15 protein-coding genes are annotated in these 12,974 nt (G+C 61.5%); 8 read left to right on the top strand and 7 right to left on the bottom strand.

Features of this window, described 5'->3' with window-relative positions; all coding sequences use genetic code 11:
* The first annotated feature begins 145 nt into the window (after positions 1 to 145).
* Positions 146 to 757 carry a DUF1836 domain-containing protein gene (locus AAAT03_RS04445; RefSeq protein ID WP_172674580.1) on the top strand — a complete coding sequence of 204 codons (612 nt, stop codon included), beginning with the start codon at positions 146 to 148 and terminating at the stop codon, positions 755 to 757.
* A 72-nt stretch (positions 758 to 829) separates the two neighbouring features.
* On the opposite strand, the gene AAAT03_RS04440 is transcribed toward AAAT03_RS04445, so the two are convergent.
* The 6 genes from AAAT03_RS04440 to AAAT03_RS04415 all read right to left on the bottom strand — a co-directional run bounded on the left by AAAT03_RS04440 (position 830) and on the right by AAAT03_RS04415 (position 5,684).
* Complete coding sequence (locus AAAT03_RS04440; protein ID WP_349102678.1) at positions 830 to 1,696, bottom strand: DegV family protein; 867 nt, start codon at positions 1,694 to 1,696, stop codon at positions 830 to 832.
* 178 nt (positions 1,697 to 1,874) lie between these two features.
* Positions 1,875 to 2,993 (bottom strand): NlpC/P60 family protein, encoded by a 1,119-nt coding sequence (locus AAAT03_RS04435; RefSeq protein WP_349102677.1) that lies wholly within the window; start codon positions 2,991 to 2,993, stop codon positions 1,875 to 1,877.
* A 32-nt stretch (positions 2,994 to 3,025) separates the two neighbouring features.
* Positions 3,026 to 3,556 carry an adenine phosphoribosyltransferase gene (locus AAAT03_RS04430; RefSeq protein ID WP_118449692.1) on the bottom strand — a complete coding sequence of 177 codons (531 nt, stop codon included), beginning with the start codon at positions 3,554 to 3,556 and terminating at the stop codon, positions 3,026 to 3,028.
* A 40-nt stretch (positions 3,557 to 3,596) separates the two neighbouring features.
* Positions 3,597 to 4,475: a MerR family transcriptional regulator gene (locus AAAT03_RS04425; protein ID WP_055250118.1), complete on the bottom strand. Its 879-nt coding sequence runs from the start codon at positions 4,473 to 4,475 to the stop codon at positions 3,597 to 3,599.
* Between the two features lie 3 nt (positions 4,476 to 4,478).
* Complete coding sequence (locus AAAT03_RS04420) at positions 4,479 to 4,913, bottom strand: FHA domain-containing protein (RefSeq protein WP_006236002.1); 435 nt, start codon at positions 4,911 to 4,913, stop codon at positions 4,479 to 4,481.
* A 66-nt stretch (positions 4,914 to 4,979) separates the two neighbouring features.
* Positions 4,980 to 5,684: a CDP-alcohol phosphatidyltransferase family protein gene (locus tag AAAT03_RS04415; protein ID WP_349102676.1), complete on the bottom strand. Its 705-nt coding sequence runs from the start codon at positions 5,682 to 5,684 to the stop codon at positions 4,980 to 4,982.
* Positions 5,685 to 6,080: 396 nt separating this feature from the next.
* On the opposite strand from AAAT03_RS04415, the gene AAAT03_RS04410 reads away from it, so the two are divergent.
* The 6 genes from AAAT03_RS04410 (at position 6,081) to AAAT03_RS04385 (ending at position 10,699) form a co-directional block, all read left to right on the top strand.
* Positions 6,081 to 6,809 carry a lantibiotic protection ABC transporter ATP-binding protein gene (locus AAAT03_RS04410; protein ID WP_349102675.1) on the top strand — a complete coding sequence of 243 codons (729 nt, stop codon included), beginning with the start codon at positions 6,081 to 6,083 and terminating at the stop codon, positions 6,807 to 6,809.
* Entirely contained in the window at positions 6,806 to 7,576 is a 771-nt protein-coding gene (locus AAAT03_RS04405; RefSeq protein ID WP_349102674.1) for a hypothetical protein, read from the top strand. The genes AAAT03_RS04410 and AAAT03_RS04405 overlap by 4 nt, the downstream gene beginning before the upstream one ends.
* Positions 7,576 to 8,391 (top strand): lantibiotic ABC transporter permease, encoded by an 816-nt coding sequence (locus AAAT03_RS04400; protein WP_349102673.1) that lies wholly within the window; start codon positions 7,576 to 7,578, stop codon positions 8,389 to 8,391. The genes AAAT03_RS04405 and AAAT03_RS04400 overlap by 1 nt, the downstream gene beginning before the upstream one ends.
* Positions 8,392 to 8,407: 16 nt before the next feature.
* Entirely contained in the window at positions 8,408 to 8,566 is a 159-nt protein-coding gene (locus AAAT03_RS04395; RefSeq protein ID WP_349102672.1) for a hypothetical protein, read from the top strand.
* A gap of 45 nt (positions 8,567 to 8,611) precedes the next feature.
* Positions 8,612 to 9,274 carry a response regulator transcription factor gene (locus tag AAAT03_RS04390; RefSeq protein WP_117770652.1) on the top strand — a complete coding sequence of 221 codons (663 nt, stop codon included), beginning with the start codon at positions 8,612 to 8,614 and terminating at the stop codon, positions 9,272 to 9,274.
* Positions 9,275 to 9,931: 657 nt separating this feature from the next.
* A complete protein-coding gene (locus AAAT03_RS04385) occupies positions 9,932 to 10,699 on the top strand; it encodes a HAMP domain-containing sensor histidine kinase (RefSeq protein WP_349102671.1) in 768 nt (255 codons plus the stop codon).
* Positions 10,700 to 10,711: 12 nt separating this feature from the next.
* On the opposite strand, the gene AAAT03_RS04380 is transcribed toward AAAT03_RS04385, so the two are convergent.
* Positions 10,712 to 10,906, bottom strand: coding sequence for a ribbon-helix-helix domain-containing protein (locus tag AAAT03_RS04380; RefSeq protein WP_349102670.1), 195 nt, complete (start codon positions 10,904 to 10,906; stop codon positions 10,712 to 10,714).
* Positions 10,907 to 12,454: 1,548 nt separating this feature from the next.
* On the opposite strand from AAAT03_RS04380, the gene AAAT03_RS04375 reads away from it, so the two are divergent.
* Positions 12,455 to 12,974 (top strand): hypothetical protein (locus AAAT03_RS04375; RefSeq protein WP_349102669.1); only part of this gene is annotated, 520 nt, incomplete at its 3' end.

Raw genomic sequence — 12,974 nt, 5'->3', positions numbered from 1 at the left:
TATATCTTATGTAAGGTTGCTGTCTTTAAGCAAAGTGGTTGGACGGTGCATCAATGTGCCGCCCAACCACTTTTACTTTGCGGCTATGTGGTATGTAAAACTAGATAACCTAGAATACAATATAGAAAACGAACGGAGGCCTCTTATGAACCACGCTAAACATGTTATCCCGATGTCAGATACATCGGTCAGCATTAAGCCGGAGGATATTCAGCCGACGGTGCTGCCGGATGCATTTATTCAGTCCGATATGGTCGGTAAACTCAACGCGTTGAGCCTGCCGCGCTATGAACAGCTGCCCAATGTAACGCTCTATCGCGATCAAGTTATTGAATATGTTGCGCTGTGGATGGAGCCGCTTTCGATTTGCGTAGAGCAGCCCGTTATCACGCCATCGATGATCAATAACTACGTGAAGGTCGGCCTCGTTCCTGCTCCGGTTAAAAAGCAGTATGGCCGTGAGCAGATTGCGCGTCTCATCGCCATTTGTATCTTTAAGCAGGTGCTGCCCATCGCTGCGGTTCAGGCGCTCTTTAATATTCAGCGCTTGAGCTACGACGCTCCGACGGCTTTCGATTATGTGGTCGATCAGCTCGAGGCATCGATTCGTGCGGCGTTTTCCGTTGAGCAGACTCCCGTGCCCGATACCGCACATCAGGTTACGCGTGAGTCGTTGCTCGTACGCAGTGCTGTATCGTCCTTCGTTTCGAAGGCATACCTGATGAGCTACCTTAAGTTCAATGGGTTTAATAGCTAACCGAGGTATAAGATGGGCGGGATAAAGAGCCACTGGCCCGTTATCCCGCCCGCGCGTTTGTCTAGTTGGACATTATCGGCCCGAAGCCACGCCCATGCCGTAGCCGATAATAAGACCGTGCATCTCGGCATAATATGAATCTAGCCCATTACAGGGCATGATGATGGTCTTAGAGCCGGGCCAGTGTTCCGCAATGCGGCTGGCAAGTGCCTGGGCGCCCGTCTCATTCTCGACATGGTCGATAACGACCTCGCCGCCGGTAAAGCCCTCGGCCTCCATGGTATCGACAATCTTGCCAAGCATCTTCTTTTCGCCACGGGTGTGACCAACGAGCTTAATCTCTCCCGCCTCGCTTGCTGTGCCTAAAACTCGAATGTTGAGTTTATTGGCGATGACCCCGGCCGCTTTGGGGATACGTCCGGCCTTGGCGAGATTTTCGTAATTGCACAGGCTAAAGAGGATTTTGCTGTTTTGCTCGAGGCTATCGAAGTAAGCGCAGGCGTCCTCAAAGGAAACGTCCGGGTTACTTGCAAGATAGCGATCGAACAGCAGGAAGATTAGATCCATTTTGCCACCTGCGGCTCGCGAGTTAACCAAATGAATCTGACGGTTGGGTTCCTCGGTAAGCACCATGTCACGTGCGGTGGCTGCGGCATTGTAGCTTCCCGAGACGCCCTCGGAGATGGGCATGCAAATCGTCTTGTCGGCAAGCTTAAAAAGCTCAGCCCACTCACCCACACTCGGGCAGGCGCTCGAAGAAGCGCTCGACTCCGCCTGCACGGTGCAATTGAGCTCGTGAACGTCGAGCGTGAGGTCATCGACAAACTCGCGCTCTCCTACTCGGATCTTTAGGGGTGCAAATGCAAAGGTGGTATGAGGTGCGGTTGGTTGCCAATCGCGAAGATTGCAGCTCGAATCGGAGATAAGTGCCCAGCTCATTGAGGGTCCTTTCTATTTGTTCCTCAACAATTATAGCCGTCTTTAAGATCGATTGGACGGCTATCTAGTTTTGAATACTAGATAGTCTCCTAATCTTAAGGCAAACTGTAGGGGCAAAAAGAATGGGCCTCGTGACTCAAGATCGCGAGACCCACGTTCGTTCGCTGTAGTAATAATATTAGTAGCGTACGAAGATGTAGTTGTTGTTCATACCGGCTGCGACGGAGCTGATGATTACGCCCGTGCTGTAGTCGGAAGCATGGATCATCTGGCCGTTACCGATGTAGATGCCGGTGTGATAAGAGTTAACTACGACGTCGCCGGGCTGTGGATCGGACACACGAGCCCAGCCCATAAAGTCACCAGTGGTGCCCAGGCGGCAGTAACGACCCGTGAGGCAGTAGCTCACAAAGCCGGAGCAGTCAAAGCTGTTCGGTCCAATACCACCCCAGGAGTAAGCACAACCAAGCTTGCTATAGGCACGCGAAACAACGGAGCCGCCGTCAACCGATTGGCTCGGCGCAGAAGGGGTCGGAGCCGGAGGGGGCGTCGAAGGCTGCGGCGTAGGGGCAGGAGCCGGAGCGGGTGCAGGCGTGTTGCCGCCGTTGTTGGTCGTACCGCCACCGTTGTTGGTGTTCTCGGTCGTACCGGCAGTCTCGTTGCTCACCGTGGCCTTCTCGGCGGTGCTAGCGTTGATGCCGGCCTGCAGCGCGGCATTGGCCTCGGCCTCGGCGGCAAGCTCGGCCTGCAGCTGCGAATCCAGGGAATTTACGACGTTCTGGGCTTCAGCCTGCTGGGCGTTAAGCTCGTCGACCTTCTTTTGCGTGGTGGCGACGTTCTTCTCCTGCTCGGCCTGCTTATCGGTGAGCTGCTGCTTAAGCTCCTTTACCTCTTGAATGGTCTGAGCCTGCTTATCGGAAACTTTGCCGTAGTAGAACAGACGGTTGAGCATATCGCTCAGATCATCGACACCCGTCAGAACCTGAAGCAGGCTCAGACCGCCGGTTTTGTACTCGCCGGCGACATAGGTCGAGAGCTTGGCCTGACCATCGGCGATCTCCTGCTGCTTTTGCGTGATCTCGCCAGCAGTCTGATCGAGCGCTTGCGTCTGCGTGGCGAGCTCATCGTAAATCTGCTGAGTTTGGGTACCGATCTGCTCGAGCTTCGTACGAGCAGCGGCAAGGTCGGATGCGGTATCGGCGTAGGCAGGAGCCGCGAGGCCCAAGCCCAAAACACAAGCGAGGGTTGCCGTAGCAGCGCAGCGTGCCATGTTTTTGTGCGTGTTTGCTGTGCGCATGTAGCTTCCTTTCCAGTAACTAAGGGTAACGGCTAGTCTACCGTCACCAGGCTAAAGAGCTCCACATCGTCATTAGACGGCGTGAGCTTCTCGCGCGGGTTGAGAAACGCAAGCTCAAGTATACAACCGTAACCGATAAGCTTTGCGCCCATATCTCGCACCAGTTTACCTGTTGCCTCGACGGTTCCGCCCGTCGCGACCAAGTCGTCCAGAATCAACACGGTATCTTTAGAGCTGATAGCGTCGGCATGGATCTCAATTGAATCGGTGCCGTACTCGAGCTCGTAGCTCTGGCTTACGGTCTCGCGCGGCAGCTTGCCCGGTTTACGTGCGGGAACAAAGCCGGCGCCAAGGGCTACAGCCACCGGTACGCCAACCATAAAGCCGCGAGCCTCGGGACCCACGACCTTGGTGATCCCCATGCCGGCAAAGTGCTCGGCGAGGGTATCTGTCATGGCTTTGAGCGCCTCGGGATTGCCAAAGAGCGGCGTGATGTCTTTAAAGATGACTCCGGGCTCGGGATAGTCGGGGATGTCGACGATTTGAGATTCGAAGTCGTACATTGCATGACCTTTCAATGGGTTGCCGAAATATCAGCAGCGGTTATTTGCCCGCGGTGACGGTGCCGGATTGCGAAGGGGCGACGACCTTGAGCGGCTTTACGAGAGAATCCTCGTGCGAAGCCGGCGCGGCAGTTTCTTCGTTTTTGGCCTTGGTGGACTCGGAGCGAGCGATTTCCTCATCGAGTGCATCAATGTCGGCGTCCTCGACCACGGCGTTGAGCGACTCAAAAACGCGGTTCTTGAGCAGCGCAGTGTGCACACCCTCGGTCAGGTCGTGAAGCTTCTTAAACGCACGCTCGAGCTTGGCGTCGCGCTCGTCATCGGAGGTATCCATTCCGAGCATGCTCACGAGCACCTGCTCAAACATCGAGGACTCGCGGTTGGCGGAAGACACGTACTGACGCAGGTTGCGGGGCTCGATATGGAAGCGTGACAGCTCGGAGCAGTAGCGGATGATCGGGAAATCGCGACCATCGACGAGCTCACGATTCTGCGGACTCTTGATGATGCGAATGAGGTCGTTCTCGGCGAGCGAGCGGATAAACGAAATCTCGACGCCCAGCATATCGGGAATGGTCTCGATGGGATGCAGCTTTTGCTTAGTCTCCTTGGGCTCCGTCTTGAGCGGAACATCGGACAGCAAGCCCACCTCGTAGGCGAGCGTTGACAGGTCCGTAGCGTTTTCCAAGCGCTGCTTAATCACGTTGAGCGGCATGTAACGGGTCTTCTGCAAGTGCAGGATGACCTCCAGGCGATCAACGTCCTCCTTAGAGTACTGACGGTATCCCTTAGGCGTACGATGAGGGGTAATGAGCCCCTCATCCTCTAGAAATCTAATTTTTGAGTTCGAAAGATCGGGATATGCGCCTCGAAGTAGGTTGACGACTTGGCCGATACTCAGATAGTTGCGTTCGGCCATGCCCTACTCACCGGTTTCGATGCGCTCCGGCGTGCTCTCGTGGTAGATGAGCGTAAAGGTACCGATCTGGACGGAAGAGCCGTCGTGCAGCGGGGCTGCATTGACGATGGCACCGTCGACCCAGGTGCCATTGAGCGATCCCAAGTCCTCGATGCGAGCGCCGAGGCCCTCGCGAATAATGCGCGCGTGGCTGCGCGAAACGGTCATGTCATTGAGGAAGATGCCGTTCGCAGGATCGCGGCCGATGGTGGTCACGTCGTCCTCGAGCTCAAAGGCGGCACCAGTCTGCGGACCCTTGACGATGGACAGAACGGGGGCGGTGATGCGCACGTTGGCCATGAGGTCGGGAACGGTGACATCGCTTGAAGGCACGCGGAATACGCAGGTAGCGTCAGCAGTCTTATCATTCTGAGGCATATTGTTAACCATGTTGTCCATGACAACCCCTAACTTATCGCGGACGAGCCGCAAATAATGAACCGTACGTAATCATACCCCAACGAATCAGTCTTCGATTTCGGGGTTCAGAAAGTCGATGTCCTCGTCCTCGGGATGCGCGAGAGCCTGTTTAATGGCCGCTCCGCCCTTAATGGAGTAGATGACAGCGGTGAGCATGGAGAAGATCACGCCGCCATACACAAAGAAGATGCCGAGGGGCACCGAGCTTCCGTTGAGACCCGGGAAGGCCGCGAGTGTCGGAGGTAAAAGGTGCAGGCCGCCAACAACGGGGAACCCGAGCAGCATGAGTGAGAAGCCGGTCATGAGCAGCGCAGTGGCAATCTTTCCGGGAAAGACGACATCGATGGGGCGAGGGTGATAATGACGCACGATAAGCGTGCCGATGCCCAGATAGATGTCGCGGCCGATAATGAGCACGCAGACCCAGATGGGCAGCTCTCCGCGGACCACCAGCCCAAGTACGCCGGTGAACAGCAGCGCACGGTCACAAATGGGATCCATGACCTTGCCGAGCCACGAGACCGTCTTAGTCATGCGGGCGATCTGACCGTCCATCCAGTCGGTGGAGGCGGCAACGGCGTAGATAACGATGGCGATGACGCGGTTGTTATCCGTCACAAACAGGTACAGAAATACCAGGGTGAGGATCAGGCGCGTAAAGGTGATGAAATTGGAGATCGTAAAGATCTTATTCGACGGGTAATCGGAAGTGCCGATAAGCTCCTTTTTGATCTTCTTTTTGATGCCCACAGGACTCCCCCGCTGGTTAACGACAAAACTTTCGATACTATACCCGTTCCGGCGATGTCTATCCAGCGCGAGCATAGAGAGTCCAGACATATGGAGGATGCTACTGGGTTGTGCGGGATTCTGCATTTGTGTAGATCAGCCTCCAAATATGACATTTTTCGGCATCTTTGATGGCTGATGTACACGTTTTGATTCGGTGATTACATCGATCGGGAAAGTTGTTGCCTTAAGCAAATTAATCATGATGTGCGGGTCGAGAAGGGTTGGCGCTAAAAGAACCCAACGGCCGTTACGGCTTCGTTAGAAACGCGCCCCACCATGGATGGTGAACCCGAAAGGTAAGGCGCGCGGGCACGGTGGCTCGGCCCGCGCGCCCGGAAGAGAAAGGATAAACCCATGGGTTACATGCTCGAGACGCGTGGGCTCACCAAGCGCTTCGGCCGCGGCGACCAGGCGCAGGACGCCGTGGCCGACGTGAGCCTTCATATCCGCGGGGGCGAGGTGTACGGGCTGCTCGGTCCCAACGGCGCCGGCAAGTCGACAACGCTCAAGATGATCTGCGGGATGCTGCGGCCGACGGCCGGGGAGATCCTCTTTGCCGGGCACGCCTGGTGCCGCGAGGACCTCTACGCAATCGGCAGCCTCATCGAGGAGGCGCCGCTCTACCCCAACCTCACCGCGCGCGAGAACCTGCGCGTGCGTACCACGCTTCTGGGCCTTCCCGAGAGCCGCATAGATGAGGTGCTCGCCGCCGTGGACCTCGCGGACACCGGGAAGAAGCGCGCCGGGCGCTTCTCGATGGGCATGCGGCAGCGCCTGGGGCTCGCGCTGGCGCTGATCGCCCGGCCACGCCTGCTCGTGCTCGACGAGCCCACCAACGGCCTCGACCCCATCGGCATCGAGGAGCTGCGCGACCAGATCCGCGGCTTCGCGGCGGCGGGTACGACGGTGATCGTTTCGAGCCACATCCTCTCCGAGGTGCAGCAGATGGCGGACACCATCGGCATCATCTGCGAGGGGCGCCTCGCCTACGAGGATGCGCTTCGGCCCGGGCAGGACCTCGAGGAACTCTTCATGAGCTTCTGCCGGGAAGGGCGACGAGCGCGCGGGGAGGTGGCGGCATGACGGGCGAGAAAGGCGGCCTGCTCGCGGGCCTGCGCGCCGAGGCCCTGAAGTCGCGCCACGCGGCACCGGTTCGCCTGGCCGTGCTCATGGCGCTGCCGATGCCGCTGCTCGGCGCGATGCCCTACCGGGGCGTGCAGATATTCAGCGCGTGGAACTACTGGTACGCGCTCTTCCTGCCCGTGTCTCTCTCGCTCGTGGTGGCGTGCGTCGCGCGGGCGGACGCTCGCACGCGGATGCGGGGGCTTTTAGGCCTGGGCTTCCCGCTCGGGCGCGCCTGGTGGGCCAAGGCGCTCTGGTGCCTCGCGCTCTGCACGCTCTCGAACCTCGTGGTCTTCGGCATCTACCTCGCGGGATCGGCGTTCTCCTCGCAGGGCCTCACGGCCGCGGGTACGCTCACGATGCTCTTCTGCGCGCTCGTCAACACGGTGACCGCGGCGTGGATGATCCCCGCAGGGCTCTTTCTCACGGTGCGGCTCGGCATGCTCGCGGGCATCTTCTGCCCGCTCGTCGCGCAGCTCGTGGGTGGGTTCGCCTGGTCGTTGGTGCCGTTGCCGCAGCTCTTTCCGCCGTCGGCGAGCATGGTCATCCCCACGAGCTTCATCCCCGTGCTGCCGAGCGGCGAGCCACTCGCGGCGGACATGGCGCTCGGCGGGGCGCTCGCGGCGGATGGCATGCTCACGCTGGCGGGCCTTGCGGTCTGCGCGCTCGCGTTCGCCGCGCTCACGGCGGCGGGCGCGGCCTGGTTCGCGCGCTCCGAGGAGAGGTGATGGCCGTGACGCGACTCTCCGACCCGATGCCGCGCATGACTCTCCCGCGGGCCCTGCTCTCCGAGGCCCTGCGCCTGGCGCGCTCCCCGCTCACGGCGATGCATCTCGTCTGCGGCTTGGCAGCCGGTCTTGCCTGCGGCGAGTACTTCTCCGTAACCCGATGGGACCCGGCGCTGAGCGCGGACGCCTACGCCCAGTTCCTCGGCGCTCTCATGCCGCTCATGTCCGCCATCGTCTGCGGGCTCGCCGTGGACGAGGAGCGCGCTGCCGGGCGCCTCGCCAACCTCACGGCGGTCCCCTCGCGCGGGCGCGCCGTAGCGGCGAAGCTGCTCGCCCTTGCGGCGCTCGGCGCGGGCGCGCTGGCCGTGGCGCTCGGCGTGTTCGGGGCCGTGCTCGCCGTCGCCGGGCGCCTGCCGCTCGGGCCCGCTCCGCTTGCGGTCGCCTGGGCGGGCATCGTGCTGGGCAGCCTGCCCCTCTACGCGCTGGGGCTCGGCGTGGCCCTGCGCCTCGGCCGCAACGCCGCCATCGGCGGCGGCGCGGCGGGGATGCTCCTCGCATTCTTCTCGGTGGGCGGACTTGCGCACGGTCTCATGACCGGCGAGCTCACCGGTGCCCTGGCGACGCCCCTGAGCTGGGTGCCGCTCGCCTGGCCCGCGCGCCTGGGGTCGCTCGGGGTTGAGGCCTTCATCGACGCCGCACGCGCGGCGGGCCCACTCCTCACGACTGCGCTCGCTGGCCTCGTGCTCACCCTGGCAGCCGACGCCGTCCTTCTCGCCTGGTTCTGCCGCTTCGAGGACGGGAGGGCAGATGCGTAGGAGGCCGCTCGCCGCCATGCTCGCCCTCCTCTCCGCAGCGCTCCTTCTGGGCGGGAATGCCCTGCTCGACGCCGGCTGGGGGTCGGCGCTGCGCTCGATCGCCGACCGCGTGCTGCCCAACCCTGAGATCGTCATGTTGGCGCCCGCGGCTGCGCGCAGGGCTCTGGACCGCTGAGCGCGGCGTTAGTACAATTCCGACGAGAGTTTCAGGAGGTCGAACATGGCGAGGATACTGGCAGTGGATGATGAACGGGCGATCCTCGACGCGCTCGCGCGCGTCCTCGGCCGCGACGGCCATGAGGTCGTCAGGGCGGCGGACCCGACGGCGGTCCCGGGGATGGACCTCTCGCGCTTCGACCTCGTGCTCTGCGACGTCATGATGCCGGGGCTTGACGGCTTCGAGCTCGTGCGGCAGATCCGCCCGGACTTCGACGGCCCCATCGTCTTCCTGACCGCGCGCGTGGCCGAGGAGGATGCCGTGGCCGCCTACGGCCTGGGCGCCGACGACTACGTCCGCAAGCCCTTCGGGGCCGCGGAACTGCGCGCCAAGGTCGCGGCCCATCTACGCCGTGAGCGCCGGCCGCGCTCGCACGCCCTCTCCTTCGGGGAGGTGCGGATCGACCTCGGGGCGCGCGGCCTCGCCGTGGGCGGCGAGGCCGTGCCGCTCACGCCCACCGAGTACGCCATCTGCGAGTACCTCGCCCGCCACCCCGGGCAGGTCATGAGCCGCGCGCAGATACGCGAGGCGGTGCTCGGCTGGGAGAGCGACGCCGACGACGCGGCCATATCCATGCAGGTCAGCCGCGCCCGGAGGAAACTCTCCGAGGCCGGCGCCGATCCGATCGCGACCGTCTGGGGGATGGGGTACAAGTGGCAGCTCTGAAGATCGGAGCGCGAGGTCGCGGGGGCATGCCGCTCTCCTTCGTCATCGCGCGCTACTTCGCCTACGCGTTCGCGGCGGTCGCCACGGCGTGGCTCGCCTCGTTCATGGTGCTCTCCGTGGCGATCAACGCGGGCTTCGTCTACGAGGCAAGCTGGGGGCCGGCCAATGCGCGCGAGGTCGCGGAGGGCCTGGCACGCGACGGCGTCTGCGGGCAGCAGGACGTGCCGACGGCCTACCGCTACCTCATCCTGAACAAGGACGGATACGTGCTGATGACAGACCTCGAGGGCACGCGGCTCGAGGATGCGACGGAAATGGCCAGTACGGCACTCGCCGCGGATCCGGGCACAGTGGAGATCGAGGGCGGGGGCTCGGGCTTCACCTACGCTGCGTTCCCGCTCAAGGGCGGCGGGGCCTGCGCACTCGTCAGCGAGTACCTGCCGCAGTGGGTCTCGCGCGATCTCGCCAGCCTGCTTCCCAACCCGCAGAACCTCATGCTCGTCGGCGCCGCTGTGGGAAGCGCGCTCGCGCTCGCGCTCGTGGCGCGTCGTGCGAGCCGCGTGATCTCGCGCAAGATGGCGCCGCTCGCGGAGGCGGGGGGGGCGCGTCGGCGCGGGAGAGCTCGACTTCGCGGTCGGCAGCACCAATGTGCGCGAGGTGAACGACGTCCTCGCCGCGATGGACGCCATGCGGGCCTCCCTCGCCGAGTCGCTCGAGGCCCGCTGGGCCGCGGAGCGGGGGCAGCGCGAGCAGATGACGTCGATCGCCCACGACCTCAAGACGCCGCTTACTGTGCTGCGCGCCAACGCCGACTTCGTGGCGGAGGAGCTGGAAGACGAGAAAGACGCCGACCTCGCGGCCGCCGTGCGCGACATGGCCGGCAGTGTCGAAAGGCTCGACGACTACGTGCGCCTGCTCATCGAGGCCTCGCGCGGGTCCGGCGGGGCGGAGAGGGCCCCCATGCGGCCGGCCGAGCTCTGCGAACAGGTCCTCGCCGAGGCCGCCCAGATCGCCCGGGCGCGAGGCGTGACGCTCAACGCGGCCACGGGCCCCGCTGTCGCGGGCGCGCCCGAGGCCCTACTCGACCGAACCGCCCTGGCGCGAGCCGCCGCGAACCTCGTGGCCAACGCCGCCGAGCACGCGCGCTCGCGCGTGGCGGTCTCCTGCGACGTCGCGGGCGGACACCTCGTCATCGAGGTGGCCGACGACGGACCGGGCTTTTCTCCCGCCGCCCTCGAACGCGGCTGCGAGCGCCTCTTCACAGACGACTCGTCCCGCTCCTCGCGCGACGGAGGCCGCCACTACGGGCTCGGCCTCCACGTCGCCTCCGAGGCCGCGAGCGCCCACGGGGGCTCCGTCTCGCTCGCCAACAGCCCCTCGGGCGGCGCGGTGGTCACCATCGCGGTCCCCCTGTGCGGGGCCTGACGAATCAGGCCCTCACACTGGCATGCCTCGCAACCAAACGCCTCCCGAATAATTCATGAGGCCGTACTCGTATTCGAGCCTGTCTATCTCCGCGGCGAGGGCCTCCGTCATGTAGAAGGTTTTCGTGCGGCCCGTCGACTTCGCCAGGTGGTCGTACCTGTTCGAGAGGTCCTCGGGGATTCTCAGGACTGCGGTGGCGGTTGCCATGATGCACCTCCCGGTTAGATGCAATACGTGTATTACATTCTGTCACATCACCCGCACCGGCGTACGGCCGCATCTGCTCTTTTACCTTACATTATGTCAACCGGCCCATGGTCGGCTTATTCAGCCGGATTAAATCAAGCATTAAATCAATCCAGACCTATAAGGGGCGGCGGAAATCCATTGAGGAATGAGGGCGCCGTCCCTAGGTCGGCTCCTCGATGGCCGCGGCTGAATTCCCCTGCCATCGTCTGCGTGGGTTCCGGCACGGGGTTCTGGCACTGCTCGAGTGGGGCACTAGGCTCGGCTGTCGGTCGTGCCGGACGGCATACGTTTTGAGACCGGCAAGCTGTTGCCGGCTCGAGGACAGCGGCCCGGTGCACCGGGCCGATCGATAGAGGACTCAGGTTCACAGCGCAGTTTCTTGGGGCTCGCATATATAGGAAGACTTGATCGGTAATCGATTTTAATGAAGTCGACAGCGCGTGTCAGAGCTTTCAACAAACCGCAGGTAAATCCGTGTACCAAAAATTGGTACACGGATTTACCTGCGATGTTCATGCTTGGTCAAAAGCCCATCAAGCGATATATTCATTATTTTAATGCGCGCGCCTGAGCTTTTGGCTGAAGTGGCAGTCCGACCGCCGGCAGGCGGCCACGCTATGTCCAAAGGCCACGCCTACTCCCAGTGCCCGGCTACGTCGACGACCCAGTGCTGCCCGTCGAGTTCCTGCCGCAGGGCTACATCAGGGACGTCTTATTGGGGGACGACCACATGGAACCCCGGGAGATCAAGCTGTACGGCTGATCCATCCGTCAACAACATGTCAAAGCCCCAAAACCCAACAGGATCGCGAACGAGGGGATGAATTGACCGCCCGGGTATTTGCGCCCGGGCGGTCAATTTTATCAACCATGGGTGCGATTCTGTGAGGCCATTTTTCTGGCATCCGCCGTTTGCTCCGGTCTCAACGCACCCATCGACCGTTCAGTTATCTTTGCGAACGCGACCACGTGCGCATTTGTCGAACAATCAAATGTCCGACAATGTCTGACGGAGCTGTCAGACATTCACGCACGAACAGGTGAGCTTCGCGAGCGATTGTAGGCAACTAGTAGCCCCAGCTGCGTCTTTAGCGCAGGTTCGACGTCTGACATCTTGAATGTCTGACGTTGAACGAAGCTGGTTGATAACAAGCAGGTGGAATAAACATGGAGCCCGACACCTCTCGCGCAATCGGCGCGCGGCAAGGGTCTGGCCCATCTCATATGTTGCCAACGCTAACGGTGAACCTGAGCGCCCGGGCACATTCTTTGTTGGCTGAAACCGGCATAGCAACTAGCGGAAGGCATCATCGAAGGAGTGTGCTGGAAAGCACCCGTCTCCTTAACTGTTAGAAATGCAAGTTAATAATCTACGTGGTCAATATGATGCCGTTGAACCCGCGTATCGATACCGCTCAGCCATTCGCCTCGCCCCCGTCGCACGCATCTTCATCCGGTCTGTTACTTTTAATCTAACGATTCTTTGAGGAACGTAGGTGCTTCCAAATGTACTGTCGACTTCTTCTCAAACTGATCCTAAGAGACAAGGCCGCATGGATTTGTACGCTCGTTCTCGCTGCAGCCTTTTCCGTCCCCATTGCGTTCAATTCACCCATCTACGGGCCCTTCTTTATGAAGCAGGGCATGCAGAGCTTTGTCGACGCATTCAATACGCGCGCGCCCCAGGCCAACGGCACAGACCTATCGCCAGAGCAGCAAGCTGACGCGGAGCTTGCAAGATACGCGAACGCCGCCCTTGCCGCTCAAACCGACGCCGCCTTTCTCGATTCTGCCGAGAGCTACTACGCGCTCATGGGCGAAGGCTTCCAATCCGGGTCCATCGTGGGAGACCGAGAGACCAATGACGCGGAGCTCGCATATTGCCGTGCCCTGAGCAGCTCCGGCATCACGGATATCCCGGCCTCCGCAAACGACCTGCCATTCCTTTCCTTCCTGCCTTACGCCGTTGCCATGGTGCCGTCTTTCCTTCCCTTCATTCCCTTCCTTCTCTCGTCGATACTCGTGC

The organism is Collinsella sp. CLA-AA-H167 (genome assembly GCF_040095305.1).
Taxonomy (GTDB): domain Bacteria; phylum Actinomycetota; class Coriobacteriia; order Coriobacteriales; family Coriobacteriaceae; genus Collinsella.
This window is presented reverse-complemented; position numbering and strand designations above follow the sequence as displayed.

Excerpts from the sequence above, each read along its gene's own strand:
- AAAT03_RS04445 (WP_172674580.1), top strand. The coding sequence starts at position 146 with ATGAACCACGCTAAACATGTTATCCCGATGTCAGATACATCGGTCAGC.
- AAAT03_RS04440 (WP_349102678.1), bottom strand. The coding sequence starts at position 1,696 with ATGAGCTGGGCACTTATCTCCGATTCGAGCTGCAATCTTCGCGATTGG.
- AAAT03_RS04435 (WP_349102677.1), bottom strand. The coding sequence starts at position 2,993 with ATGCGCACAGCAAACACGCACAAAAACATGGCACGCTGCGCTGCTACG.
- AAAT03_RS04430 (WP_118449692.1), bottom strand. The coding sequence starts at position 3,556 with ATGTACGACTTCGAATCTCAAATCGTCGACATCCCCGACTATCCCGAG.
- AAAT03_RS04425 (WP_055250118.1), bottom strand. The coding sequence starts at position 4,475 with ATGGCCGAACGCAACTATCTGAGTATCGGCCAAGTCGTCAACCTACTT.
- AAAT03_RS04420 (WP_006236002.1), bottom strand. The coding sequence starts at position 4,913 with ATGGACAACATGGTTAACAATATGCCTCAGAATGATAAGACTGCTGAC.
- AAAT03_RS04410 (WP_349102675.1), top strand. The coding sequence starts at position 6,081 with ATGGGTTACATGCTCGAGACGCGTGGGCTCACCAAGCGCTTCGGCCGC.
- AAAT03_RS04405 (WP_349102674.1), top strand. The coding sequence starts at position 6,806 with ATGACGGGCGAGAAAGGCGGCCTGCTCGCGGGCCTGCGCGCCGAGGCC.
- AAAT03_RS04400 (WP_349102673.1), top strand. The coding sequence starts at position 7,576 with ATGGCCGTGACGCGACTCTCCGACCCGATGCCGCGCATGACTCTCCCG.
- AAAT03_RS04395 (WP_349102672.1), top strand. The coding sequence starts at position 8,408 with ATGCTCGCCCTCCTCTCCGCAGCGCTCCTTCTGGGCGGGAATGCCCTG.
- AAAT03_RS04390 (WP_117770652.1), top strand. The coding sequence starts at position 8,612 with ATGGCGAGGATACTGGCAGTGGATGATGAACGGGCGATCCTCGACGCG.
- AAAT03_RS04380 (WP_349102670.1), bottom strand. The coding sequence starts at position 10,906 with ATGGCAACCGCCACCGCAGTCCTGAGAATCCCCGAGGACCTCTCGAAC.